This window comes from Desulfosoma profundi, assembly GCF_055387865.1.
Map to the genome: position 1 here is coordinate 329,993 of NZ_AP042420.1, position 24,928 is coordinate 354,920.

The 24,928-nt window shown below is 56.3% G+C and carries 25 protein-coding genes; 9 read left to right on the forward strand and 16 right to left on the reverse strand.

Annotation, left to right across the window (positions count from 1 at the left end; translation table 11 throughout):
* Positions 1-65 precede the first annotated feature (65 nt).
* The 3 genes from ACZ5K9_RS01430 to ACZ5K9_RS01440 all read left to right on the forward strand — a co-directional run bounded on the left by ACZ5K9_RS01430 (position 66) and on the right by ACZ5K9_RS01440 (position 3,607).
* The gene (locus ACZ5K9_RS01430; RefSeq protein WP_464272645.1) at positions 66-1,232 is read left to right on the forward strand and encodes an iron-containing alcohol dehydrogenase; all 1,167 of its coding nucleotides are present in this window, start codon (positions 66-68) and stop codon (positions 1,230-1,232) included.
* 259 nt (positions 1,233-1,491) lie between these two features.
* Positions 1,492-1,785 carry a glutaredoxin family protein gene (locus ACZ5K9_RS01435; RefSeq protein ID WP_464272646.1) on the forward strand — a complete coding sequence of 98 codons (294 nt, stop codon included), beginning with the start codon at positions 1,492-1,494 and terminating at the stop codon, positions 1,783-1,785.
* An 85-nt stretch (positions 1,786-1,870) separates the two neighbouring features.
* The gene (locus ACZ5K9_RS01440) at positions 1,871-3,607 is read left to right on the forward strand and encodes an aldehyde ferredoxin oxidoreductase family protein (protein ID WP_464272647.1); all 1,737 of its coding nucleotides are present in this window, start codon (positions 1,871-1,873) and stop codon (positions 3,605-3,607) included.
* Positions 3,608-3,944: 337 nt separating this feature from the next.
* Here the strand turns inward: ACZ5K9_RS01440 and ACZ5K9_RS01445 are convergent, their stop codons facing one another.
* The 9 genes from ACZ5K9_RS01445 to ACZ5K9_RS01485 all read right to left on the reverse strand — a co-directional run bounded on the left by ACZ5K9_RS01445 (position 3,945) and on the right by ACZ5K9_RS01485 (position 13,277).
* On the reverse strand, positions 3,945-4,364 hold the full coding sequence (locus tag ACZ5K9_RS01445) for a response regulator (protein ID WP_464272648.1): 420 nt from the start codon (positions 4,362-4,364) through the stop codon (positions 3,945-3,947).
* 101 nt (positions 4,365-4,465) lie between these two features.
* Entirely contained in the window at positions 4,466-5,701 is a 1,236-nt protein-coding gene (locus tag ACZ5K9_RS01450) for an MBL fold metallo-hydrolase (protein ID WP_464272649.1), read from the reverse strand.
* Between the two features lie 222 nt (positions 5,702-5,923).
* A complete protein-coding gene (locus ACZ5K9_RS01455; RefSeq protein WP_448383196.1) occupies positions 5,924-6,343 on the reverse strand; it encodes a hypothetical protein in 420 nt (139 codons plus the stop codon).
* 13 nt (positions 6,344-6,356) lie between these two features.
* On the reverse strand, positions 6,357-6,641 hold the full coding sequence (locus ACZ5K9_RS01460; protein WP_464272650.1) for a hypothetical protein: 285 nt from the start codon (positions 6,639-6,641) through the stop codon (positions 6,357-6,359).
* Positions 6,642-6,651: 10 nt separating this feature from the next.
* The gene (locus tag ACZ5K9_RS01465; protein ID WP_448383198.1) at positions 6,652-6,876 is read right to left on the reverse strand and encodes a hypothetical protein; all 225 of its coding nucleotides are present in this window, start codon (positions 6,874-6,876) and stop codon (positions 6,652-6,654) included.
* A gap of 20 nt (positions 6,877-6,896) precedes the next feature.
* Entirely contained in the window at positions 6,897-7,364 is a 468-nt protein-coding gene (locus ACZ5K9_RS01470) for a hypothetical protein (RefSeq protein WP_464272651.1), read from the reverse strand.
* A gap of 16 nt (positions 7,365-7,380) precedes the next feature.
* On the reverse strand, positions 7,381-8,793 hold the full coding sequence (locus ACZ5K9_RS01475; protein ID WP_464272652.1) for a CaiB/BaiF CoA transferase family protein: 1,413 nt from the start codon (positions 8,791-8,793) through the stop codon (positions 7,381-7,383).
* A gap of 1 nt (position 8,794) precedes the next feature.
* Entirely contained in the window at positions 8,795-10,282 is a 1,488-nt protein-coding gene (locus ACZ5K9_RS01480) for a CaiB/BaiF CoA transferase family protein (protein ID WP_464272653.1), read from the reverse strand.
* Positions 10,283-11,033: 751 nt separating this feature from the next.
* Complete coding sequence (locus ACZ5K9_RS01485) at positions 11,034-13,277, reverse strand: sigma-54 interaction domain-containing protein (RefSeq protein WP_464272654.1); 2,244 nt, start codon at positions 13,275-13,277, stop codon at positions 11,034-11,036.
* Between the two features lie 336 nt (positions 13,278-13,613).
* On the opposite strand from ACZ5K9_RS01485, the gene ACZ5K9_RS01490 reads away from it, so the two are divergent.
* Positions 13,614-13,793, forward strand: a complete 180-nt coding sequence (locus ACZ5K9_RS01490; RefSeq protein WP_464272655.1) for a hypothetical protein — start codon at positions 13,614-13,616, stop codon at positions 13,791-13,793.
* Between the two features lie 138 nt (positions 13,794-13,931).
* On the opposite strand, the gene ACZ5K9_RS01495 is transcribed toward ACZ5K9_RS01490, so the two are convergent.
* The 7 genes from ACZ5K9_RS01495 to ACZ5K9_RS01525 all read right to left on the reverse strand — a co-directional run bounded on the left by ACZ5K9_RS01495 (position 13,932) and on the right by ACZ5K9_RS01525 (position 20,192).
* Positions 13,932-15,464, reverse strand: a complete 1,533-nt coding sequence (locus ACZ5K9_RS01495) for an HDOD domain-containing protein (protein ID WP_464272656.1) — start codon at positions 15,462-15,464, stop codon at positions 13,932-13,934.
* A gap of 20 nt (positions 15,465-15,484) precedes the next feature.
* Complete coding sequence (locus tag ACZ5K9_RS01500) at positions 15,485-16,477, reverse strand: tRNA dihydrouridine synthase (RefSeq protein ID WP_464272657.1); 993 nt, start codon at positions 16,475-16,477, stop codon at positions 15,485-15,487.
* A gap of 287 nt (positions 16,478-16,764) precedes the next feature.
* Positions 16,765-17,100, reverse strand: a complete 336-nt coding sequence (locus ACZ5K9_RS01505) for a ferredoxin-thioredoxin reductase catalytic domain-containing protein (RefSeq protein WP_464272658.1) — start codon at positions 17,098-17,100, stop codon at positions 16,765-16,767.
* The gene (locus ACZ5K9_RS01510; protein ID WP_464272659.1) at positions 17,097-17,351 is read right to left on the reverse strand and encodes a glutaredoxin family protein; all 255 of its coding nucleotides are present in this window, start codon (positions 17,349-17,351) and stop codon (positions 17,097-17,099) included. The genes ACZ5K9_RS01505 and ACZ5K9_RS01510 overlap by 4 nt, the downstream gene beginning before the upstream one ends.
* Before the next feature lie 470 nt (positions 17,352-17,821).
* The gene (locus ACZ5K9_RS01515; protein ID WP_464272660.1) at positions 17,822-18,562 is read right to left on the reverse strand and encodes an amino acid ABC transporter permease; all 741 of its coding nucleotides are present in this window, start codon (positions 18,560-18,562) and stop codon (positions 17,822-17,824) included.
* Positions 18,559-19,368 (reverse strand): transporter substrate-binding domain-containing protein, encoded by an 810-nt coding sequence (locus tag ACZ5K9_RS01520; RefSeq protein WP_464272661.1) that lies wholly within the window; start codon positions 19,366-19,368, stop codon positions 18,559-18,561. The genes ACZ5K9_RS01515 and ACZ5K9_RS01520 overlap by 4 nt, the downstream gene beginning before the upstream one ends.
* Positions 19,350-20,192, reverse strand: a complete 843-nt coding sequence (locus ACZ5K9_RS01525) for a TIGR02757 family protein (protein ID WP_464272662.1) — start codon at positions 20,190-20,192, stop codon at positions 19,350-19,352. The genes ACZ5K9_RS01520 and ACZ5K9_RS01525 overlap by 19 nt, the downstream gene beginning before the upstream one ends.
* 211 nt (positions 20,193-20,403) lie before the next feature.
* Between ACZ5K9_RS01525 and ACZ5K9_RS01530 the strand changes: the two genes are divergently transcribed.
* From ACZ5K9_RS01530 to ACZ5K9_RS01550, 5 genes are all read left to right on the forward strand, one after another.
* Positions 20,404-21,099: an HD domain-containing protein gene (locus ACZ5K9_RS01530; RefSeq protein WP_464272663.1), complete on the forward strand. Its 696-nt coding sequence runs from the start codon at positions 20,404-20,406 to the stop codon at positions 21,097-21,099.
* Between the two features lie 50 nt (positions 21,100-21,149).
* Complete coding sequence (locus ACZ5K9_RS01535; protein ID WP_464272664.1) at positions 21,150-21,902, forward strand: ATP-binding protein; 753 nt, start codon at positions 21,150-21,152, stop codon at positions 21,900-21,902.
* A 20-nt stretch (positions 21,903-21,922) separates the two neighbouring features.
* The gene (locus ACZ5K9_RS01540; RefSeq protein ID WP_464272665.1) at positions 21,923-22,240 is read left to right on the forward strand and encodes a cupin domain-containing protein; all 318 of its coding nucleotides are present in this window, start codon (positions 21,923-21,925) and stop codon (positions 22,238-22,240) included.
* 222 nt (positions 22,241-22,462) lie between these two features.
* A complete protein-coding gene (locus ACZ5K9_RS01545; protein WP_464272666.1) occupies positions 22,463-23,071 on the forward strand; it encodes a helix-turn-helix domain-containing protein in 609 nt (202 codons plus the stop codon).
* A 545-nt stretch (positions 23,072-23,616) separates the two neighbouring features.
* The gene (locus ACZ5K9_RS01550) at positions 23,617-24,927 is read left to right on the forward strand and encodes a bifunctional folylpolyglutamate synthase/dihydrofolate synthase (RefSeq protein WP_464272667.1); all 1,311 of its coding nucleotides are present in this window, start codon (positions 23,617-23,619) and stop codon (positions 24,925-24,927) included.
* Position 24,928: the final 1 nt, after the last annotated feature.

A 24,928-nucleotide genomic window follows, 5' to 3' on the forward strand; every position in this document is an offset into this window, starting at 1 on the left:
TGGATGTGTGCCTTCGCAGGGAAGGCCTAGTGGGAGTGTTTTCAAAGCAAAGAAGGAGGCAAGTTATGGCGGTTAGAGAACAAGTCTATGGGTTTTACATCCCGACGGTCACGTTGATGGGCATTGGGTCTCACAAAGAAATTGGAAATCAGATCAAGGTCCTTGGAGGCAAGAAGCCGTTTTTGTGCACGGACAAGGGGATTGTTTCCGCAGGCATTGCGGATCAAATCATCCAGTTGATCAAGAAAGACACCGGGCTGGATGTGGTTGTCTTTGACGAGACGGTTCCCAATCCCACGGATGTGAACGTGCATGATGGCCTGAAGGTCTATAAGGACAACGGCTGCGACCTCATTATCTCGCTGGGCGGGGGCAGCTCCCATGACTGCGCAAAAGGCATCGGGATCGTCGCCACCAACGGCGGCCACATTCGCGACTATGAAGGCATTGACAAATCCAGCAAGGCCATGCCGCCTTTCATCGCAGTGAATACCACCGCCGGGACGGCCAGTGAAATGACCCGTTTTTGCATCATCACCAATACCGACACCAAGGTGAAAATGGCCATCGTGGACTGGAGAGTGACTCCCAATGTGGCCATCAACGATCCCCTGCTCATGATGGGCATGCCTCCCGCGCTCACGGCCGCCACCGGCATGGACGCGCTCACCCATGCCGTGGAAGCTTACGTATCCACCATTGCCACCCCCGTAACGGACGCCTGCGCCCTGAAGGCCATCGAACTCATCGCCCAGAATTTGAGGGCGGCCGTGGCCAATGGAGCCGATGTGGAAGCGCGGGACAAAATGGCTTACGCAGAATACCTTGCCGGAATGGCTTTCAACAACGCAAGCCTAGGCCACGTCCATGCCATGGCCCACCAGCTCGGCGGCTTCTACGATCTACCTCACGGAGTCTGTAACGCCATTCTCCTCCCGCACGTGGAACGTTTCAACATGATCGCCAAGATGGATCGTTTTGCGGACATCGCGGTCGCCATGGGAGAAAACATCAACGGCTTGTCCCCGCGTTGCGCCGCGGAAAAGGCTCTGGAGGCCATCGTCACACTCTCCCAGGATGTGGGCATTCCTCGAGGTTTGGCCGAATTGGGGGTGAAAGAACAAGACATTCCCATTATGGCTCAGAACGCGCAAAAGGACGCCTGTGGTTTGACCAACCCGCGGTGCCCGACACTGGAAGATGTCATTCAAATCTATAAGAACGCTTTGTGAGACGGATAGCGCTGTCTGGAGGAAGCCGCCTTTCCGACGGTATCCGTGTCCTCGAACCCTTTCCAGGGTGCCTCTTCGCTGCATCCTCGGAGCCTACGTGCCTGAAGCACCGACGATGCAGCGATGCCCACTGGAGTCCATTCCGGTTCGACGCTTTACTTCTTGGAAAAAATGTGATTTTAAAATCAAGCAAAAGGAACGGGCTGACCCCGGGTCGTTAGACAAGCGGGATGTGACGACCGCCTTGGGAGTCTCTTCCATGCCGCAACATGACGATCATGACCACCCATCCGTTGTGCTTTACGCGTTGCTCACGTGCCCCCACTGTCGACGTGTGAAAGAGATGTTGCAGGAGTACGGCGTCCCCTTTGAGCTCTGCCTGGTGGATCTCTTAACCGGTGAGGAGCGTTCCAGAGTTTTGGCCGAGATCAAGTCCAAGAATCCCGAGGTCTCATTCCCGACCCTGGTGGTCCACGATCGGGTCATTGTGGGGTACCGACCCGACGTTATCGACCAGGCCTTACGCAGTGTGAAATGGATTCAATCGAACTGAAAGAATTGGGAAAGCGGTGCGGGAGCGTCCATCTGTAAATCCCGCGAAATTGTCGTGAATCGGCTGAAGAAAAGGAGATGCGGTGATGGACAAGATTCTTCGGATTAACATGGGAGGGCCCGACGGGCCCAAAGTCAGTGTGGAACCCATGGGGGAGTACGCAGGATTGGGCGGTCGAGCCCTGACTTCGGCCATTGTCTCCAAGGAAGTCCCTCCCACGTGCCATCCTTTGAGCGCTGAAAATAAGCTGGTCATCGCCCCGGGGCTCTTGAGCGGGACCGCGGGGGCCATGACCGGTCGCATCTCCGTGGGCTGCAAGAGCCCACTTACCGGTGGGATCAAGGAAGCCAACGCCGGCGGCCAGCCCTCCCAAGTGCTGGCACGTTTGGGTTATGCGGCCATCGTCTTGGAAGGCAAGCCCAAAGATGACACGCTTTACAAGGTCGTGATCAATGCGGATGGAGTCAAGGTTCTTCCCGCCAACGACCTGAAGGGCCTCGGCAACTACAAGACAGTGGAAAAAGCCAAAGAGGAGTTCGGTGACAAGATCGCCTGCATTTCCATCGGTCAAGCCGGCCAAATGAAGCTGGCCGCCGCCTCGGTGGCCTGCACAGACCCGGAACTGCGCCCCACCCGCCATGCCGGCCGAGGGGGTGTCGGCGCCGTCATGGGATCCAAGGGCGTGAAGCTCATCGTCCTGGATGATACGGGCATGAAGATGCGTTCACCTAAGGATCCGGAAAAATTCAAGGAGGCCAACAAACGGTTCGTGGACGGTCTGCGGCGCCATCCCGTGACTGGACAGGGACTTCCGGCCTACGGAACCAACGTCCTGACCAATGTCATCAACGAGGCAGGGGCTTATCCCACGTATAATTTCAAGGAAGGCCGGTTTGCCGGAGCTGCCAAAATCAGCGGAGAAACGCAGGCGGAAACCGAAAAAGCCCGAGGCGGCAATCCCACCCACGGATGCCATCGCGGCTGCGTCATCCGTTGTTCCGGAATCTATGTGGACAAGGATGGTAATTACATCACCAAACAACCGGAATATGAGACCGTCTGGGCTCATGGGGGCAACTGCGGCATCGACGATCTTGACGCCATCGCGCATATCGATTTTCTGGACGACGATATTGGATTGGACACCATTGAGATGGGGGCCACCATAGCCGTGGCCATGGAGGCCGGGCTGGCCAAATTCGGAGACGCTCAAGCCGCCATCGAACTTGTCAAAGAAGTGGGGAAAGGCACTCCTTTGGGGCGTATCTTGGGGAGCGGTGCAGCCGTCACCGGCAAGGTGTTCGGTGTGGAAAGGGTTCCCGTAGTCAAGGGCCAAGCCATGCCCGCTTACGACCCGCGAGCCGTCAAGGGTATCGGTGTGACGTACGCCACCAGTACCATGGGTGCCGACCATACGGCAGGTTATGCCGTGGCCACCAATATCTTGAAGGTGGGCGGCAATGTGGATCCGCTCTCCCCACAGGGACAAGTGGAGCTTTCTCGAAACCTCCAGATCGCCACGGCCGCCATCGACTCCACCGGCATGTGCCTGTTCATCGCTTTTGCGCTGCTAGATCAGCCCGATACGTTCCAAGCGTTAATCGACATGATCAATGCCTTCTACGGACTCAACATGACCGCGGACGATGTGACGGCCTTGGGCAAGAAAGTCCTCTCCATGGAGCGCGACTTCAACCTGCGGGCCGGGTTTTCTTCCAAGGATGACCGGTTACCGGATTATTTCAAGAAAGAAGCTTTGCCGCCCCACAACGTCACCTTCGATGTGCCGGACGAAGAGTTGGACAAAGTGTTCAATTGGTAAAGGGCTGTCAATGCACATCCCACAGGCGGGCTCACGCCCGCCTTTTTCTTTCTTCGCATCCCCTCCTCCCGCCGCACAAAAAGGGCCTTCGATTTTATCAAGCCACTTTGCTGCGACAGCACGTGTCCGAGGGCTCGTTGGGAAAAGGCGTCTCGTCCGATTTGTCGAAACCCGATCCATCCCCGTGCGCACATCCGCTTTTGCAAAAGCCGATAAAAGGACGCTACACTGGAGACTCCGCACAACGGACAGATCCACCCGTCGAATCTGATGCGGCTACCCTTGCCGGCACGGAATCGTTTGGAAGACTCCAAAAAAAGGAAGGACTGACAGGAGGTCAACTGCGGGGCATCTCATCGGCGGCCTTGGCTTTCTGAGGTGATTTGCCGCTGACGAGCTCGTGGTCGAAGTCGGCGAAGATGTGGCGCACCATGGTTTGGATCTCCCACGGGGCATAGGGTTCCAGGACACAACCATAGACCCCGCCTTCCATCGCCTCGCGGATGAGCCCCCGCGAGTCCAGGGCGCACAAGAGAATGATGCGGCATGCCTTGCATGCCGCGCGCAGGCGTCCGTAAATGGTCGGCCCGTGCTGGTGGACCGCGCCGCTGTCAAGGATCACGACGCCGCGACTCACTTGGGCCAAACGCTCCAGCAAGGCTAAGAACGTGGCGACGCTCTCCGTTTGGGCTTCCACGTGAGCCAAGGCGTCGAGCACATGCGCGCGCAGCTCCTCGCGGGAAACCCACAAGATCACCTTTGAGGGTTCCTTTCTTACGGCCATTTTTTTTCAGCGCCGCGCTCGGGCCTCTATGACGCCCGGGCACCGCGAAAGAGAAGGCAAGGGACGCCGCACCCTCACGGTTGCGGGGAACCATCTATGCGACCAGCCACCTTCTGCGTGAGTTCCTCTTTAAAGCGCCCCACAAATTCAGTGCGGAACGCTTCAATATCCATGGCTTCGTCGTGTCGTCCCGAGAGGTGCAAGGCCATGCCCTTGTAGATGAGAGCTTCCTTCACCTCTCCGTAGCGATCTAAAACCTTGTTGAATTCGGCGACGGCGTCCTCGTAGCGCCCCAAGCCCATGAACGCATATCCTCTGGCAACGGCGAGGAAGCGGTCCACCTCGGCATCACTACCTTCGGGACTGTGCGCCAACGCCGTCAAAGCCTCCAGCGCTTCATCGAACCTGCCCATGTCGTTGAGGCACATGATCTTGAAACGCAGGGCGGAAGGGTTGGACGGATTACAGCGGAGCGATTTTTCTGAGCAGTACAGGGCTTCTTCCAGGCATCCTCTGCTTATGAGATGCTCGGCGGCTTCTTCACAAGAAAGTTCACGACTGATCCCGATCAAGTGTTTAATCATCTCCTCGTAGCTGGTCTCGAGGAGCTTTCGGCCCAACCCCATGACCGGCCAGCCGTGTCCCGGAAGCACATGATCGATGTCCATACGCATGAGAAGTCTGAACGACCGGAGCATGTCATCCAGTCGCCCCCCCGCGTGCTTGTCCGGGGCCGAAAGGCCGTACGGCAAAACGGCATCACCGGTAAAGAGGCTTTTTGATTCCCTGTGGTAAAGGCACACGCCGTCGAAGGTGTGTCCCGGTGTATGGACCACATCAAAGTGGAAGCGGCCCGTGGTCACGGTCTCGCCCCCTCGGACAAAGCGCACTGGAAAACCCAAAGGCTCCAAATTCTTCTTCAGCTCTTCGGGGCCGGCCTCATGCATGACGATTTCCATGGTGCCTTGTTCTCGGATCCCCCGATAATTGCACAACTCCAAGACACCCATGGCATGGTCGAAATGCCCATGCGTGATCACGACGCGTTTTACAGAGGCAGGATCGAACCCCATATCAAAGAACTGAAGGTATGCCGTATAGTCGTTACCGGGATCGATGACCGTGAGACCGTCATCCTCGACGACGTAGATGTTGGATGAAAAATTGTAACCTTCCAAAAACCAGGTGCTCTGAAACAGAGGGTCCCGGTTGTCACTCATCTCGGCCAAACGTGTCCACGCTTGAGTCGGTTTTTCCAGATCGTAAGGGGTGCATTGAAGGTTTTCATTGTCGCAGGGGGTCGGGTGCATGCGCTCATCCTTTCCATGCGTTCGCGGCTGCCGATCACGCGTTCATGGGTGGCATCGCATCGTCTCGGGATGGCGGCAAGGAGATGCCGTCCGGGAGGGATCGTGTCGCCTAGGGCGGCGGCGCCCCGCAGAAGCCGCCCGCCGCCCCGCGGCGACACCTCATCATGTTGGAAGGGCCCCCTCTATCGAAGCGAGGATATCGGAAGGCCCTTCTCTTGTGCCTTACGGCGCCGCATACGGCAGGAAGTAGCTCAGTTTCATCTTCTCTTTCGGCCACCACTTGGTTTTCTTTTCCTCACCGGGATAGACATCGGCTTCATTGATCTTGTTGATGACCAGCTCGATGAAATGGAACTCGGTGAGTTCATACTTGGTGATGACCTCGGGCGGCAACACCACGGCGTAGCCGGTTTCCTTGCTGGCTTCCCACCGGAAATCTTCGTTGGGTTCCGCCGTTTTTTCCCCTTTCGGGTTGTAGACCGCAAGAAGCCTTCCGATGACCTTGTCACCGGGTTTCACCTTGAAATCATTGTAGACATCATCCGGCAAATACCACCACAGGGCCCTATAGCCCGTTTTCACGTAACCCCGGACCAGCATGGGGTCGAAACCGCACACGCTCACTCGGCATTTTTCGGGCATGCTCACCCTCCTCTTACATGGATAGAAGCGACCGCAGGTCCTTGACCTGGTCGTAGCAAAAGTCCCAAAACGCGCTCACTTGATCGTCGTCCAGCTGTTGGGTCATGTGCATGCGACGCACGAACGGCCCCATGTATTCTTCGATTTCGTGGACAAACTCCCAGACCAGGAAATCGTCGGAACCGTCGCCATCGGCCATGTCCACGTAGCTGGCCTTCCACGTAAGCACCATGGACTTAAGCCGCTCCAGTTCCTGGGTCGCATAGATTCGAGCCTGTTCCAACATCGCGTCGTGCATGGCCATCCCACTATTTCGCCTCAAAGGCGTAGCACTTTTTGACCACGTTGAAGTCCGCCACACACCAATAATGGGGCCAGTGAATCTTCTTGCACCAGCCGATGATGTCCGCCGGCGGAAACTTGGACCCTTTCAGGGCCGGTTTCAGATGCAGGCACTGCCAACAAATATGGTCACTTTGCTTCTCGGGCACCAGGACGGTGTCGAGAAATTGCCGCGGGGTCAGTTCTGCCATGGTCGCACCACTCCTTTCTTTTACCACTCACCCACTTCGCCCTTTTTGATTTTTTCCTGATATTCTTGCCATACCTCAGGCGAAAGTTTCTGAATGTCCCACGTAAAGCCACAGGATCCGGCTACACCGGTGGACGGCGGCTGCGGACGCCAGCCGCGCACCGGCCGGCCGCGGGCGCTGAATTTGACCATATCGGCCTTACCCAAGTAGATATGACGCGGCAAGCAGTTGTAGGGCCGGGTTTTTCCCGGCGTTCCCGGGAGAATCTGTTCATAGCCATCATTGGGTTTGTCGGCATACACGGGAAGGATGTCTTCCTTTTCCCCAGGTTTTTTGTCAGGACCCTTGTACATGTGTCCTTGGATCATGTAGATATAATAGACATTTTCACATCCAGCACACTTGATCTTACCTTCCCAGTTCCAGAAGTAATACGGATCCAGGTAATTCACCGTATCACAATCTTTGCACCAAATGATGTCACACATCGGCGGCTCCTCCCCTCTAGATGAGGTTCTTTTCGTACCATTCTTCGATTTTGCTCATGGGGTACCCGAGCATTTCATGGTAGATCTTCACATTATCGGCCCCCACCGGCCGCCAGATCCAGTTGACACGACGCGGCGTCTTGCTCATGAGCCCGCAGCTGTAGCCGCTCTGGATGAGCACATCTCCAAAGACGGGATCATCCAACCACCGGATGGTGCCCCTCTGACGGAAGTGTTCGCATTCGTACACTTCCTTGTCGTTCATGACGGGCATGGCCAAGAGGCCGGCGTCGGTCAAGGTCTTGACCACCTGCGAACGGGTCTTGTCCGCAGCCCAATCTTCCAGCGCCTTGTAAATGGCGATCTGGGCTTGAGGCCGGACGCGGTCCTGCAAGGTCTTATACTGATCCCACAGGTCGTTTCGGCCGATGATGGCGCACAGTTCTTTGAAGTCTGGATCGTTGAAGGCGCTGACCACCGCATAACGGGCTTCGTACTTGAGCTGCGGGTTGGGCTCATCGGGATAATCGCTCTTGCCGCACAAAATGATCCCGTGGACACACAGCTGCGTATCCCAATTGCCCCAGCGCTGGCGGACAATGCCGAACCGGCCGTAGAGGGGCACTGTGTAGCCGAGGCACCGGGTGGCCGCTTGAACCTGAGAGAATTCGATCATGGTGCCCAGCCCTGTTTTCCGGCGCCAATACAAGGCCGCCAGTATCGCTACGGTGATCTGCGTTCCCGAATACCAGTCGATACACCAGTTGGAGTGTTTGGCGCAGTGGCCGCCAAAATCTTCGTGGAAGCCTGTCACACTGGCCAAGCCCGCATGGGCCTGCCCGAGAATGTCGTAGGAACCGCCGAAGACCTTAGGGCCGTAACCGAAGCCGCCGCCCCACACATAGATGAATCGCGGGTTAAGTTCCTGTAGGTATCGGTAGCTCTGTTTCCAACGGTCAAACGTCCCCGGCCGATAACACTCGGTGAGGCCGTCGGAGAGTTTTACGAGCCGGTAGAAGGCTTCTTTCATCTCCGGCACGTGATAATCCATTGTAATATAGTATTCATTGGAGTTCGCGTTGGTGAATCCCAAGCCTGTTCCCGTCATGGGGCGACTGTCATGCAAGGGATAGAGATAACATTCGTTGAAAGGCGACGTATGCCGCATGGGGTCACCCATTCTCGGCATTTCCACCTTGATGCACTCCGCCCCCAACTCGGCCAGGTTGGCCACCGAATGGGGGGTGAAGATGTACATGGTGGTGCTCATCCACCGAATGCCTTTGAGGGATTCCGGTTTGGTCTTTTCCTGGCCCGGTGCAAAGACCTTCCGGCAATACTCCTCATACGGCATCTTCATCTCTTCCAGTTCCCCTTGACTCTTGGGCCCTGGCAGATCTTCGATTCGAGTCACGCGTTGATCTTTCATCTTAGACCACTCCTTGTTCCTTGAGTTCCCTCAGTTCGCTCTGACCCAAGCCGATGTATTTCATGAAAATGAGGGCATTGTCCTTGCCCAGAGGCCGCCCGAGCCATTTCACGCGGGCCGGTGTGCGCATCTGGTAGGCGGTGGTGGACTCGGCATACATGAGTGTCCCGTATTCCTCATCTTCAATCACGTTGACCCACGGCCGATACTTGAAGTGTGGGAACTCGGCCACTTCGTCGATGTAAAGCAGCGGACCGGCCGCGATTTCATATTGCATGAGTTTTTCTTCGGCTTCCACGCGGTTGATGTTGCGCAACCACATGGTGGTCATGGTGTAGGTCTTGGTAAGGGCCTGCAAAGCATTGCGGGCGGCCATTTCCTTCAAAAGCGGATCTTCGTGGATAAGGCGGCCGAAAATGGGCAGTTCCCGTTCAATGCACATTCCGATACGGTACCAGAGACGGTCGGTCTGGCCACCGATCATCATGTACCCGTCTTTACACGGGTTCCAGGCGTACTGGTTCAGGTTGGGGTCCCAACCGCCTGTGCGGGCCTTGATGCTCTTGTTGAATCCGTACCATGTGATGTCAAAGTCCAAAATGTCCATGAGGGATTCGGCCGCCGTGGTTTCGATGAATTGGCCTTCCCCGCTGAATTCATCGCGCCAGTAAAGCGCCGCAAGCGCGTTGACCGCCGTCTGTTCCCCCGCCACGTAATCGGCGAACCAGACGCCGGAACGGGTGGGATCGCCGCCTTTGCCTCGAGGCAGCAGGTCCTCAGGGAAACCGGTGTTGTGGATAAACGAACAGGCCGCCTGGCCGAAGGGATCGAGCATCCACTGGCCGTATTTGGACACCTTGTCCTTCATGGGGCCCCACTGGCCGTGTTCGCCAACCCAACAATAGATGAGCCGGGGGTTGATTTGCGACAGCTGCCGGTAGCCGATGCCCAAATTGTCCATGTATCCTGGCGGATATTCCTCGATAAGGATATCGGCATGTTGGGCCAGTTTCGTGTAAAGTTCGCGGCCTTTTTCCGTTTCCAAATTGATGGTCACCGAGTAGGTGTTGCGCAGCTCGTGAATAAAATCGAGACCGCACTTTTCCCCACTCTTGTCTTCCAGCATGTACTCTTCACGGCCGAAAGGCGTGAGTTTCCTCAAGGGATCCCCGGTGGGCGGCTCCACGTTGATCACTTCCGCCCCTAGTTCGCCCAGAAGCCCGGCAGCAAACTTGTGCCCCATGCGCCACAGTCCACATGAAAGAACCCGCACGCCTTGTAAGGCTTCGGGTTTGCCACGGGAATATTCAATTCGGAGATTGTCCTCACACCATTTGCCGAACTCTTCCGCCTTTCTGCGGGCATAGACAGCGGCCACTTCCTCCGGGGATGGAGGCGGTGTGACCGGCCATGGCCGGACATCCGGCCCCATCAATGTCAGGGTATCCTCCCGACTGTTAATTTCCACTTCCCGAACTTTTTTCGCCATCTTTTAACCTCCTTGAGTTCCGGAACCATCCCCACCAGCTCTGCTGCATGTCTCGGGCGCCACGGCGCACGCCCCCCCTCTCGGGATTTTCGAGCGCCGACGTCCCGGCACTTCGTGTGGCCCTAACGCCAACTCCCACCCCCTTCCTTCGTGGAATGAAGACCTTTAAATTTTTACAAATGAGGTCTGTCTTCGATGCTATTCCTCAGGGTGGCCTTTTTGCGTCCGGTCTTTTCCCAGACGCCACGGCCCTGGTCTGCACCACCCATTCGGTTTGGGCGCCACACCTCGGTATCGCTGCCCGGTGGGGCAACCCAAAGAAGAGTCCTTCTTCAGCACGTCGGGAATAGCTACCGCCGTAAGACGTAGGAAGAAGACATCATGGAGCGCAGCACATGAGCGTATGGAGAGAGACTGAGGGGTTCCGCTCGGAATGCTCCGGAACTGGAACTATCCGCTCGCCTTTGCGAGAGCACTGCTTTGTCAATGGCACTTGGAACAGTTTACAAAATTTGGGCCAGGGTCCCTCGGGTATTTCGTGCTTCATTTCACGCGCTCTTTCCTCGCAGCATTTCAAAATGTTAGCAGGGATCCCTTGCCCAGATGCGCTGAAGTCTCCCCGGTCCCGGAAGCCATTCGCGCCGCTTTCTCAGACCGAAATCCGACGACCACCCTTTTTGATTCCTCATTAACTTACTGGATATTCAGCATATATCTCGTGTGTCTTGTTATCGACCCGGCGATCCGCTTTTCAGACTGCACCTTCCGGCCGCAGGCCATAGCGCTGGATCTTGCTGTAGAGGGTGCTTCGGCTCACTTGAAGCTTCTTGGCCGCTTCGTGCTTATTCCATTGGGTTTGCCGAAGGACTTGGAGGATCAATCGCTTTTCGTGCTCGCTCAAGGAAACCGCGGGGGCCGGATCCTGAGACTGGAAAAGAAAACGCGGCAAATGCTGGCGTCTGATCGTGTCTTCTTGGGCCAGGATGACCGCATGGCTCACCGCGTTTTCCAACTGACGGACGTTCCCGGGCCAATCATAGTCCATAAGAGCCTGGAGGGCTCCGGAAGAAAAGCTGGTGACGGGTTTGCCTTCTTTGGCACTGTATTTTTTCAAGAAATAGTGGCACAGGAGCGGGATATCCTCTTTGCGGTCTCTCAGCGGCGGCAGATGGATGGAAATGACGTTGAGGCGGTAGTAAAGATCGTCGCGAAATCGGCCGTTTTCCACTTCTTCCATAAGGTTTCGGTTGGTCGCCGCAAGGACACGCACATCCGCCTGCAGTGTGGACTCCCCGCCCACCCGTTCAAACCGGTGGTCCTGGAGGAAGCGAAGCAGGAGCACCTGGGTTGCCGGGGCAATATCGCCGATTTCGTCAAGGAACAAAGTGCCGCCCTGAGCTCTTTCGATGCGGCCCATCTTTCGCCGGATGGCTCCCGTAAAGGCCCCTTTTTCATGACCGAACAGTTCGCTTTCCAGCAGGGTGGGAGAATACGCAGAACAATGGGCCACCACAAAAGGTCCTTTCTTGCGATGGCTCCGATTATGGATGGCCTGGGCCACCAGTTCCTTCCCCGTGCCGTTCTCCCCGGTGATCAGCACGGTGGCATCGGATGCGGCTACTAGGTCAATGAGTTCATAAACCTCGAGCATTTCCTTGCTCCGCCCGATGATCCCGTCCCGGCTGACCAAGGCCGCGTCCTGAAACGATGGGCTCGCCACCGCCGTTTCTTCCACCACAAGCCGTTTCAGCGCCCCGGCCGTCATGGTCAAAAGGGCGTCAATGTAACATCGCAGGTCCTGGCCCAGTGATTTGAGTTCGTCGGAAAGGAGCAGATAATATCCCGAGGCTCTTTGATGTGCGCCCAGGACGCCGAAGCCGAGGACGTTTTTGGGAGAGGCCCATCGACGCAGCATCTCCTGGAGTTCTGTCCCCACCGCCTGAACCTGCCCGCCTGACGTCGTCTTGTCGAGGAGGTCGGAGACACGGCGAGTGAGCGTCCCGTCGGACAAAGCGTCCTTGAGTTGGTGAAGGGATTGTGAGGAAATGTCGGCCGCTTCAGAGAAGACCAGATGGCCTTTTCCGGAAGCATCGGGAATCGTCAACACAATATCCAGTTGACCCACGTCGTGCCGCAGGGACCGGACAATCACCTCCATCAGGGCATTTACGGTCGGCGCACGCATCGCTTCGGCGACAACCTCCTGCAATCGACTGTAAGAGGGAGCCTTCCCGATCCGAACGACTTCGTAGGCCCTTTGGTTCCCTTGGCCGGGCGGTTCAAAAGCCGTTTTCCCCGTTCCGCTCCATTCCAAGCCCGCCACATAGGCCCCCTCTCCCTCGTGACGCAATGGTGTCCAGCGCACGAGGGCCGATCCGTTGAGACTGCCGTCGCCATTGGGGCAGTAGGCGATTTGCCCTTCCGGGCCCAAGGATTCCAGTGGGCAAATTCGACCATACGAGCTACAGGGACGCTCCAGCCCCCTCACTACCTGGTAACACGCTTTGCCCACAGCCAGAGGTGGTTTGAGACCTCTCTTGGAATGAAACGCCTCATTGGCATACACAATGATCCGGGATCGGACCTCGAGGACGAAAAATCCCTCTCGCAGGCTCTCCACAGCCCATTGAACCACACCGTCTCCAAGACCCGCGCCACCCTCCGTTAAAGCCTTGTCTGCTTCGGGGTGGATCACTCCGACGAGTACGATCTTATCCTTGACATGAACGTGTTCTAAACAAACATGCCACACCTGGCCTTCCGCGAAAGGCTGAGCCTGCCAATGCACAGATTTTCCCGCGTGTCGTCGGAGTTCGGAAGCCATCTGCCGCGACGTGAGAGGGCATCCGAGCATTTTGAGGAGTCTTTCCAAAGTCAACCGGTGCGGACGCAGTCCGGCTCCCAGTCCGAGGGCTCGAGCCAAGGCGTCGTTGACATGGACCACGTTGAACTTGGAATCTACAAGAAAGAAACCACGGAATGCCTCTCCCGTCATCCAATCCCTCCGGTCCGTGGACGGCCCATGGCCTGACAATGGTGGATTCTTCCGGGACGTCCCGAGAGTGTCCAGGGTCAAAACCCACGCTGCCGCTGCCTCCCATGAAGACCTTAGACAGGGAACGGGAATGGGAACGCTCGATAGAGATGCGAACAATCAGAACCGCTCGATTTCAGGTATCATGGCACCAGCCCCCATGATCTGTCAACAAGGTTCGCTGCGGCTCCGCCCTCACGTGCCGCATTGCCCCCTTGACCACACGAAAACCGCTCTTAACTTAGAGCCAAGTAGAAAATGAGAAAGATTTCCCGAAGAAAGTCAAGGAGGTCAGCCATGTTGACCGTCAATATTGAGGCACTGCGAAAGGAACGTCGGCCGCTGTGGATGAGCCACTGGGATGTGGAAAATGTCGCGGATTTCCTGGGCGGAGGCGGCGATGTGTGGTCCGATCGGCTCCATGCGGAGTGGGCGCGTGACGCCGGAGAGGAAATCGTGGAAGAAAAGGTTCATTAATCATTGACATTCATGAGACCAAGACGGCCTGACGGTAAGCGGGCCGTCTTGGTTTTTTTTTCGTCTCCCGTTTCTTTCCTGTCGTCGAGAGACGCGGAGAAACGATCCGATACCACAGAGGATCCCGTTCTTTGACGCTCATCCTTCACGGCGAAGCGCCATCATTCCTAGGGATACGAGATCGCAGAAGCGCCGAAAGGCAATAAACGCCTTTTCGTCCAGCGCGCGGTGCCCCGAGCGGCGATCGCCGGCGATCACCCCCAACGGGCTCGATGGACGCCCCACGCGTCCCACAAATATTTCCCGAGAAGGAAAGAACTGCAACACCTCTGGGGTGACAAGAGCCTTGACGGCAGGCGGACTGTTCTCATGAACCCATAACCACGGAGGCCCCCAAAGCACATGGGAGAACACATTGGGGTATGGGCTTGTGGGGACGAGAAGACCGAGAAAACGAGGGTCGAATTCACCGTAGAGATTTTTGACCTCAAGGAATTTGCCTTCGGGCGTCATCCGAAGATACGCCACGCGATCCAATGCTGCACCTTCTAAAATCCCGCGTACGGCCCGATCCAGGACCCCTTGGGGGGAGGCGTGTTCTTTATCGATGAGGTACATCACCACATCGTCCAAAAGCTCCAATTGCCTCTCGGCATCGGCCGGCTCGAAAAGAACCTCCTCGAGAGAAACCAGAAAATGGTCCTCGTGTCCAACAGCAGGCTCTTCTTGGGTCTTAAGCGGCTCTGCGGCCCTAACGTGTTCCTTGACCGGTGGCACCGGGCCGACGAGTTCCGCAGGGAGGTCCTGACGGTACTCTTGTGCCCTTTTTTCGGCGGCTGTCACCATGCGCAGCAACGACGGCTCGGGAATCTTCAAGCGATCGACGGCAGCGCCAAGCGCGGCCGCAAATGCCTCAGATTCCGGCCCTTTCTCGTGAGCGACGGCCAACCTCGCTCCCATGCGCACACATTGGACTCTTGGATCAAGATCTTCCCGCTCATGGGCCGCACGTTTGACAAGATCCCCAAGGGACCATTCTTCAGCCAACCTCACGCTGAGACGGCGCGTCTCAAAACCGAAAATTTCTCTTTCCGCCGCCTTTTCCGGAAGGCCACTCCCGGCGGCCCTGTCCCTGAACGCACCCACCATCCCGTGCGGGATCACGCACAGGAGGCTCAAGAGCCCGATATCCAACAATAGCCCTGCGGCGTACAGCTCCTCCGGCGCCCCCTCTCGAAGCGTCTCTCCTATCCATTGGGCCAACAGGGCTTGTTTATAACTGAGGACCATGCAGCGCAAAATCTCTTGAAGTCGATCGCCGCTGTAGGTTTCTTCCAAGAAGCGTGTCGAGGCGCAGAGATGGCGCAACGCATCAAAACCGACGACCACCACGGCTCTTGGCACGGTGGTCACCTTTTTCACCCCGGGATTATAGTAAGCACTATTGGCCATGCGAATCAGCCGGGCACTCATGAACGGGTCTTTGGCCACCGTTTCCGCCACCGCCGATGAGGATACCCCTGCTTGAGAAAACATTCGAGCAATGGCAAAGACCGTGCGACGGAGCACGGGAAGTTCTTCGCGCCCGATGTGACGCGCCCAATAGTTGGCGCCGCGGAAGCCTGAAACTTCCCCGATACCGGTCATCGTCCCTTTTTCGGTTTCTTTCATAAACCCGTCATCTCATACCTTCATGTCAGATAGGGCCGGACCGGATAGTCAGGAAGCGGCTCCCGCGAAAGGAAGCCCTTAAGGGTTTCCACCATGGCCTGAAAAGTCTCCCGGCGGCACGAAGTCTGGAAGTAGTACGCCCCATATGAATAATTCTGGCAGATCCAAAAGGCAAAAAAGCGCCACCGGCGCCTCGCCTCGCGCTCGTGGTGTCGTTCCAAGAGAAGTTGGGCATAATTGGATATCACGTCTGTCACTTCCGGGGCGGGGGGCACAACGCCCGTCCTCTGGTAATGGGTCAAGTCCGAAAAGATCCATGGGCGCATGAGGGCCGCCCGGCCGATCATGACTCCGTCGCAGTTGGTGACTTCCATCATTCGGACGGCATCCTGAGGGGAAAAAACGTCCCCGTTTCCGATCAAGGGCAACCGCCAGAGGGTTCTAAACCGCTTCAGCATTTCCCAGCGGGCGGGCCGTTTGAAAAGATCCCGGGAATATCGGGCATGCAGGACGACAGCGTCCACTTGGCAATCTTCCAAAAGTTCAGCCCACAACTCTAATGCGCTCGGTCCCCCTTCCGGAATCCTCATTTTGACCCATAATGGACCGCGCACAACCTGCCTGGTTTTTTTCAGGATCTCTCGAACCCGCTCCGGCCGGTCCAAAAGCCGCGAACCCCACCCGTGCCAGACCGGCAAGCCCCTGGAACAGCCCAAGTTAAAATCAAAAACATCAAAACGGCCCAGATTCTGCAACTTCCAGAAAGCTTTCGGCACGACCTCCGGATCGTCGCCGACGAGCTGACATGCCCGAGGCATATCCTTCACGCCAGGGGCGCAATAAGGATCCTTGCTCGGATCGGAGGAAGCCACGATCCGAGCATTCAGCATTTCCGTATAGTAGAGTCCGCAGCCACCCCATTGAGCCACCAGATCCCGAAAGCCGGCATGGGTCAGGTCCGCCATGGGAGCCATGACCCATGGGGTCGGCAAGCTCACTCTACCGATATTCAAGGAGCCCCCACCTTTCAAGATTTCTTTTGCCACTCGTCAAAACACCACGGGGAGATTTCCTCGGGGACCGGTTTTGCCGTGGTGAGGTCAAGACCAACGCTCCGTAGGTGAGCCGCGGGCAAGATCGACCGCTCCAAAAGCGGCGGAGACCTCCGGCTCTTGTTGGGGACGTCGTCCCCATTTCATGGAAATGAAACCTGGACCTTTCGTCCCCTTCGCCCCCCACCCTGGTTCGAAAATCCAATCGTACAACCGTCGAACAGCCGCCGGGGGACCTCGAACGAGCCCTAGGCAAATATCTTCTCCGCAGGACGTCTTTCCGGCACCGTCACGTGGGCAATCTTCCCTTCATTCCATTCCTTGGAAACATATAGGCCGCAATAGCAACTCCCATATTCGGCCACGTCCGGTTCCCGGTACACACAAGGACAGATAATGTCTTTGTCCTTTTCACGGTCACCCGACGCCAGTCGGCACGGGCACACCATGTACCCATATCGTTCCTTGTTGACAAGAAGGCTTTCGAGAAGCGGTAGGGTCATGCCCTGAAGGTCATTGTTGAAATAATAACCCTTCGCTTCCTGAATGGGGCGCAGCTTTTCGTAAAGCTCGGCAGCCGTCATGACTCCAAAGCCTCCCGGATCTCGTCCTTTCGAAAGCCGACGATCACCTTATCCCCGATAAGGATCGTCGGAAAAGTACAGTTCGGGTTGTGCCGTTTGACCTCCTCAATCATTGCCCGGCGTTCCTCGCCCTCCAGGGTGTCCACGTCCACGCAGTCGTATTCGATACCACACTCGTTAAGAAAATCTTTGGTGTGACGGCAGTGGATACATGTGCTCAGCGCGTAGAGCTTCACCGATTTTTCGGACATTCATCGTCTCCTCTTCTCTTCACGGCGAAAATCGCGATATGTTTACACCTGCGCTTGTAACATAAAGGCCGAAACCCGCCAACACAAGTCGTTTGGACGAATCCTTGCGAACTTTATCGTGAAGCGACACTCCCGCCCCGAAGCGATGCTCTCGACCGCCATCCCTGAGGAGAGTCAGCCTGACACTCCCTCGAAAGGAGGCGAAAACATCCTCGCTTCAAGAGATGAGCCGTAAAGCCTTTCCCGGACATCCGGTCTCCGACCCCTCAGAGTCCACCGTTCGAATTCCCTCCCTCACCGATTGAGAATTCCTGAAGGCATCCCTCCAACAATCTCAAACCAGGCCGCTCTCTTTTGATCAGCTTCAATAAAGCACACGCTCCAGTCGAAGATTTTAGCCCCATTGGGGTTTCCCGCCTCCAAGGGCCTGGACTCCCGTCGCGACCCATGGAACAGTTCCCCCCTCTTTCCTACTTTGTGCCGTTGGCAAGCCGTTGCTCCAATTTCCGGGTCAGATAAGACAAAGGATAGGTCAAAGCCAAGTAAAGGAGGGCCAACGGAAGATAGGCTTCGAAGGTCTTGTAGGTCGTCGCGTTGATCACTTCCGAAGCCTTGGTGAGCTCACGGACCGAAATGACGGACAGCAACGAAGAATCTTTAATCAACGACACGAATTGTCCTGTCACAGGCGGAATAATCCGTCGCAAGGCCTGAGGAAAAACCACGTGGCGCATGGTCTGACGGTCATTGAGTCCCGTGGATTTGGCGGCTTCGATTTGGCCGGGATCAATGGATTCAATGCCCGCACGGACCATTTCCGTGATGTAAGCTCCGGCAAAAAAGGCCAAAGTGATCATCCCGATGACCAAGGGATTGTCATAACGGACGGTCGTCGCCAAGCAGAAATAGAAGATATAGATTTGCACCAGCAAAGGCGTCCCGCGAAATAATTCCACGTAATAGGACGCCAGAACCCGCAGGATTTCATTCCTGGAGACCCGAGCCAATCCGCCCGCCACACCGATGAGGAACCCCAAGGTGATGGCTCCCAACGAGATCAAAAGCGTATACACAAAGCCTCGGGCGAACAGGCTTCGATACTGCCACGGCACCTTCCAATTCCACGGGTATTCCAGCGTCCCCAATAAGAGGGCCAAGGTCACCACGACCAAGGCCCCCACAAGGAAACGCAAAAGCACACGATACATCATGGCTTGATCAGCGCTCCCAGATGCTTCTGGTAAAGCTCGTCGTACCGTCCGTCTCCTTTGATGGTGTCAAGGAAAGTGTTCAGCCATTGGAGAAAATCCAAATCCCCTTTGCGGATGGCTATGGCGAAAGGTTCATAGGTGAAGGGCTTCAGAATGGCCCGGGTGGTTTCCTTGTTCTGGGCATGGTGCTTCGCAATGGAAATCTGATCGTAGAAAAAGGCATCGGCTCGCCCCGTGACCACTTCACGCACGCAGGCCGTTTCATCCTTGAAGCGGTTGATGGTGGCGTTAGGAAAACGCTTCGTCGCCACGAGGTCCCCGGTGGTTCCTGTTTTCACGGCAAGAACTCGTCCCGGTGTGTTCAATTGGTCCACGCTTTGGACGTCCGCCGCCTTTTTCTCACTCAGAAGCACACATAGGCCGGTAATGAAGTACGGCTCGGTGAAGGTCACCGCCTTTGCCCGTTCCAGGGTACGGGTCATTCCTGAAATGACCATGTCGACCTTCCCGCTCTGGAGGGCGGGGATGAGTCCGGTCCATTCGATATCTTTAATTTCGATTTTGACGCCCAGTTCCTGGGCAATAAGTTTGGCCACATCCACATCGAATCCTATGGGGTTACCGTTGGTGTCCGCGTATTCAAAAGGGAAGTATTCCACTTCCATGCCCACAATGAGCGTGCCGCGCTGGAGGATTTCATTGAGTGTGCTCGCTTGAAAAATCTCGTGGGTTGTTACGCCGCGGACCGGAGAACCCACACAAAGGACCGCCACTACCATTGCCACGCTCAAAGCTTTTCGGAACATACTTTTTCTCCTTCTTCCTTCGCTTGCAATTTCCACCGGGTTTGCCAACGATCCTTTTCTCTCATGGCCATTCGGGTCAGTGAAAAATCATAGCGTACAGGGTCCTCAGGGCTTACCTGCCGAAATTTCTCCGTGATTTCCAATGCGGTTTTCAGATCGGCGTGTCGGCGATGAGTCAAATTGCAGGCACGGGCAATCGCAAACATGTGAGTGTCGAGGGGAACGACAAGATCTCGAGGCTTCAGGCATGACCAGCCGCCGGGATCCACCCTGTCGCAGCGCACCATCCACCGGAGGAAAAGATGCCAGCGTTTGCAGGCACTGCCTTTCTCAGGCGTCGCGACTAAGCGAGATCTTGGTGAAGGTTGGTCCCCACCGCCATGGGCCACAAGCGATGCGAAACGCTCCAAGGCTCGCAAGCTATCTCCGTGTGCCGCCTTTAAGCAGGCGGCCATTGCCGATTCCAAGGAGCCATACCGCCGGAGGAGAAACCCCACGTGGGCGAGAAAAACCCGAAGATCTTCCGCTCCGAAAAAACGATATCGGAAACCCAGAGTCAGTTTGGCAAGAATGTCAGGATCCGCGTGCTTTAAAACGAACGCAGGATGCGGGCCGATGCGATTGAGCACTCCGTTGACTTTTTCCACTATGGCCTGAGCCCGCCCTACCGCGAGCGACGCCGCAAGGAAGGCCGCAACCTCCCTGTCGTATGGGTCGCCGTAAGCGTAAAGGCACTGTAAGGGGTCCGGTGGTACCATCTCCGGATGGTGATATCGGTCATAGACAGCTTCCAAGAAACCCCGCAGCTGCTCAGGATGATTCACTGCACCGCCCCCACAAAAGGACCAGGTAAAATTGAAAACTACTCTCTATTAACGCATTTTCATTGGTTGGCAAGGCCGGTGAAGTTCATGCTAAATTGTGTGACCACAAGGTGAACCCCTTGACTTAAATCAAAGCATGTTCCCTCCATCGGCCTTAATTTAACGACGAACGACCCGCCCAACATCATTCAAGCAAAGAGGAGCGTGGGCCATGAGATGTCCCGGACAAGACAGCCGGTTCTGGAAACCAGGAGCCGTTTTTGAGGCAAAATGTCCCCAGTGTGGACAGCCGGTGGAGTTTTTCAAGGACGAAACCAGCAGAAAATGCCGCCACTGCGGCCATAAATTCGTCAACCCCCAGATGGATTTCGGTTGTGCGGCGTACTGCAAGTTCGCCGACCAGTGTCTTGGGGAGCTCCCTCCTGAATTGTTAGCGCAAAGAGAAAACCTGCTCAAGGATCGCGTCGCCGTGGAAATGAAAAAGTACTTCGGGCGAGATTTCAAGCGGATTGCCCACGCCGGGCGGGTCGCTCGATATGCGGAAAAATTGGCCTGGGTCATGGGGGCTGACCCGGCGGTGGTCTTGATCGCCGCGTTGCTTCACGAAGCCGCCCCCGACTTTCGCCCCGTGTCGGCTTCAGAGACGGCAAAAGAAATGCTTTCTCGCTTGGGTGCGCGACAAGACCTTACGGATGAGGTCCGTAATATCATCGCTAACCTTGAGGGCTCAAGCGTGAAGGGCGGATTGAATGAAGAATGCGTCCGAGACGCTCATCGCCTCGCCGAATTGGAAGAAAGTTTACAGAGAAATCCGGAGAGCGACGAATCTCGGCCACTAGAAAGCTGCTTTTTCACGGAAGAGGCCCGTCGTTTGGCCGAGCGCCTTGTCCATGGAGAAAAGCTCTAAAGCCGTCACAGTCCTAAAGTCCAAACGAGAAAAACCAAGGAGTACACCTCATGAAGATTACAAGAAAAATTATCGAGATTGACCCGGAGCGCTGCGACGGCTGTGGTCAGTGCGTCATCGCCTGCGCCGAGGGGGCCATCGAAATCATCGACGGCAAGGCGACCCTGGTGTCCGAAGCCTACTGCGACGGTTTGGGCGCCTGCCTCGGTGAATGCCCTCAAGGCGCGCTCAGGCTTATCGAACGTGAAGCCGAGGATTTCGACCCAGAGGCGGTCGAAAAGTATCTGGAAAGCAGGCATGCGGCAGCCTCGTCAGAAGGCCCCCAGGCCGTACCCGGATGTCCTTCTCAAAAAATTCACTTTTTCGAGAAAACGGCGATGTCATCCCCTTCACCCGCCGCACCAACGTCGGCCTTGGGGCACTGGCCCGTGCAAATCCGACTGATCCCCCACAACGCCCCTTTTCTTCAAAATGCGGATCTTTTGGTGGCCGCCGATTGCACCGCCTTTGCCGTTCCCGACTTTCATCAACGATTCCTGAGCGGCCGAGTGCTTATGGTCGGTTGCCCGAAGTTTGATGACGTCACTGATTACGTTGAACGGTTTTCGAAAATCTTCGCCCAGAACACCATCCGCACAGTCACCGTGTTGTCCATGGAGGTCCCTTGCTGCTCAGCACTCCTGGGAGTGGTGCGTAAAGCGATGGAGCACGCCGGAAAGAACGTACCATTGAAAAATGTTGTCCTTGGAGTGCAAGGCAACGTCGTGGAAACTCGAATCTTCAACCCCGATGAAAAACCTTGATGAAAAAATGGAGGACGCCGATGAAGCGGATCAACCTCTTCAAGGACACCGATTTTTCAGAAAAAACAATGAGACGGCTGCTCGTTCACGATTCCCCTTACTTCAAGATCCTGAATTTCAATTTCCTGCCGGGCCAGAGCCTGCCGGTGCATGCCCATGACATTGAAGGTCAAGTGAGCCTCTTTGTCTTGGAAGGCGAAGGGGACTACCTGACGGGCAAAGAGCACAACATCCCCGTCGCAGCCGGGGATTTGGTCGTATGCGATATCGCCGAGCCTCACGGTGTTCACGCCCGAACGCCCATGCGCGTTCTGGTAACCATCGCTCCACCCATCTAGCCGGGCTCCGTTCTGCCGTCGATGCCCCTAAAGGCTCTTTGCGCCGGTTCGAGGACACAGAATTTTGTTCCCATCAAATCTAGTTTCCGTTAAGATGGAGTCCCAACATTTCGTGGGCCCATCTTCCCGATCTTGATCCCATTTCCAGTGATTCTCCCCAAGGGACGCTTTCTCATCGGGCCGGCGCAGCACCGAAAGGGCATCATGGACAAAGGAGGCACGATGGCAGGACACGATGATATCCATCTGGCTGTGAAAGCGTTGAAAATCGGCCACAAGGTGCGGGGACTCCGACAACAACACAAGTACACGCTGCAAGATCTCGCCCAGAAAACCGGTTTGTCCAAGCCTTTTTTGTCACAGATTGAAAACGACCACGTTGTTCCTCCCATCGCCACGCTCATGAAGCTGGCCCGAGCCCTGAACGTCACCTTGGCCCATTTTTTTCAAGAACAGGAAAGTGATGAAAAGATCTCCATAACCCGACCCGGGGAGCGATCGCGATTGGAAAGGCGCCCTCATCATAGCAAGGGGGAGACCAACTACATCTACGAATCCTTGGAGTTTCGCAAGCGATCCAAGCACATGGAGCCCTTTTTGGTGGAATTTCCAGTGCAGGGGGCGGACCAGATGGTCTTCCAAAGTCACGACGGGGAAGAATTCCTTTACATTTTGGAGGGAGAGGTGGAGTTCCGAACCGTTGATCGCGTCGAGATTCTCCGGGCTGGTGACAGCATCTACTTCGACTCGGACATCAGTCATAGTTTCCGCTGTGTGGGGCATAAGCCCGCCAAGGCTCTCGCGGTGCTCTATACGCCAAGGCCCGCGTGAGCGACCTTGAGGCCCGTGGGGGCCTATGCGCTCTCAAATGCGCCGACAGGCACCGGGCCGCGCGGTGAAAAATCCGGGTTTCGAATCGCTTCAATCGAAGTGAGCACTTAAGGTATGCCTGCACCTCGGCTGAGCCCCATAACGCACGTCCGGAGGATTGGGCACCAAGGAAACCGACGCTTCCTTGCAAACCCATCCGGCGACCGAGACCTCGGCGTCGAAAACGGAGGCTCTCGCGCCGGCTAGCCGACCCGGAACTTGGCGCGTCTCGGGACACATCCCAAGAACACCCACGATGGGTCCTTTCAACTCCGTTGAGGTAACTCGGCGAGAAGGCCCCTTCGCCAAGGTTCCACAGAGTGTCTGCACCCTGCATGTCCGAGGATTTTTTCCCTCCTTTTATCCAAACTCAAACTGTGCTACGAAGGTATGGACTTTCGGCGCGGTGATGGCGCCTGTAGTAAGAACCTTCGCATCTCGTTGCGGAAGGATGAGCACGTCACGAATCCATCATCTTTAGCGTACAGGACACACGGCCTCGGAAAATGACGGGATCAGTCACTGACTATCCATCCGCGGTGGATTTTCTTTGCCGTCTGCAAAAGGTCGGAATCAAATTCGGCCTGAACCGAACGGAAAATCTTTTGGAAAGATTGGGGAATCCTCATCGAAGGTTTCACTGCATCCACATTGCGGGAACCAACGGCAAAGGGTCCACGGCGGCCATTCTTTCGTCGATCCTCACACGCCATGGTTACCGAGTCGGACTTTATACCTCACCCCACCTTGTGCGTTTCACGGAACGATTTCGCATCAACGACCGGGAAGCCTCCGCGGACAAGATCTTTGGAGTTTTCCAGGATGTGATGCGGGTGATGTCCGGTGAGGAATGGCCCACGTTCTTTGAGGCCGTAACGGCCATGGCTTTCCAGTACTTCGCTCTGGAAGGGGTTGATTGGGCCGTGATCGAAACGGGCATGGGAGGACGCCTGGACGCCACCAACGTCGTCCAGCCGGAGGTGGCCGTGATCACCAACGTGGCCATGGACCACCAGGAGTTTCTCGGCGCCACCTTGTCGTCTATTGCACGGGAAAAGGCGGGCATCGTCAAGTCGGGAAAACCTGTGGTGACCGCAGTGAAACAGCCGGCAGCCCAGAGCACATTGAAGGCCACCTGTCTGAAAAAGGCCGCGCCTCTCTACCGGTACGGCATTCACTTTCGGGCACACCCCTATGCACCGCAACAGTTTCACTACCACGGCATCACGCATCACTGGCCGAATCTGTCCCTTGGACTCTTGGGAGAACACCAATATACCAACGCCGCCTTGGCCCTCGCCGCCCTGGAAGTCATCGAATCTCAGGGGGCTGTGATGCTTGATGCCCAAAGAATCACGCAAGGGCTCGCTCAGGTTCGTTGGCCCGGCCGTTTGGAAGTTTTGGAAACGGCGCCTCTCGTGGTTCTGGACGGGGCACATAACCCTCACGGGGCCGAATCCCTGCGCACGGCACTGCGCAAGGTGTTCCCCGATCGACGTCTGCATCTGGTCATGGGGATCATGGCCGATAAGGACATCCGGGGAATCTTCCGAAGGCTTCTCCCTCTTGCCGAAACCGTTGTTTTCACTCAGCCGCGCTACGGTCGGGCCGCCCATCCTGAAGACCTCAGACGCCTGGCTCTGCCCATGATCAAAAAGGTGTACGTCATTCCCAAACCGGCTGACGCCATCGCCCAAGCCAAGGCTCTGGCATCTGTCGAAGATGTGATCTGTATCACGGGGTCTTTGTATTTTGCCGGAGAGGTCAAGGAGCTTTACGGGGAACCGTGCCAAACCCATGACCAATTGTTGGCCTAAA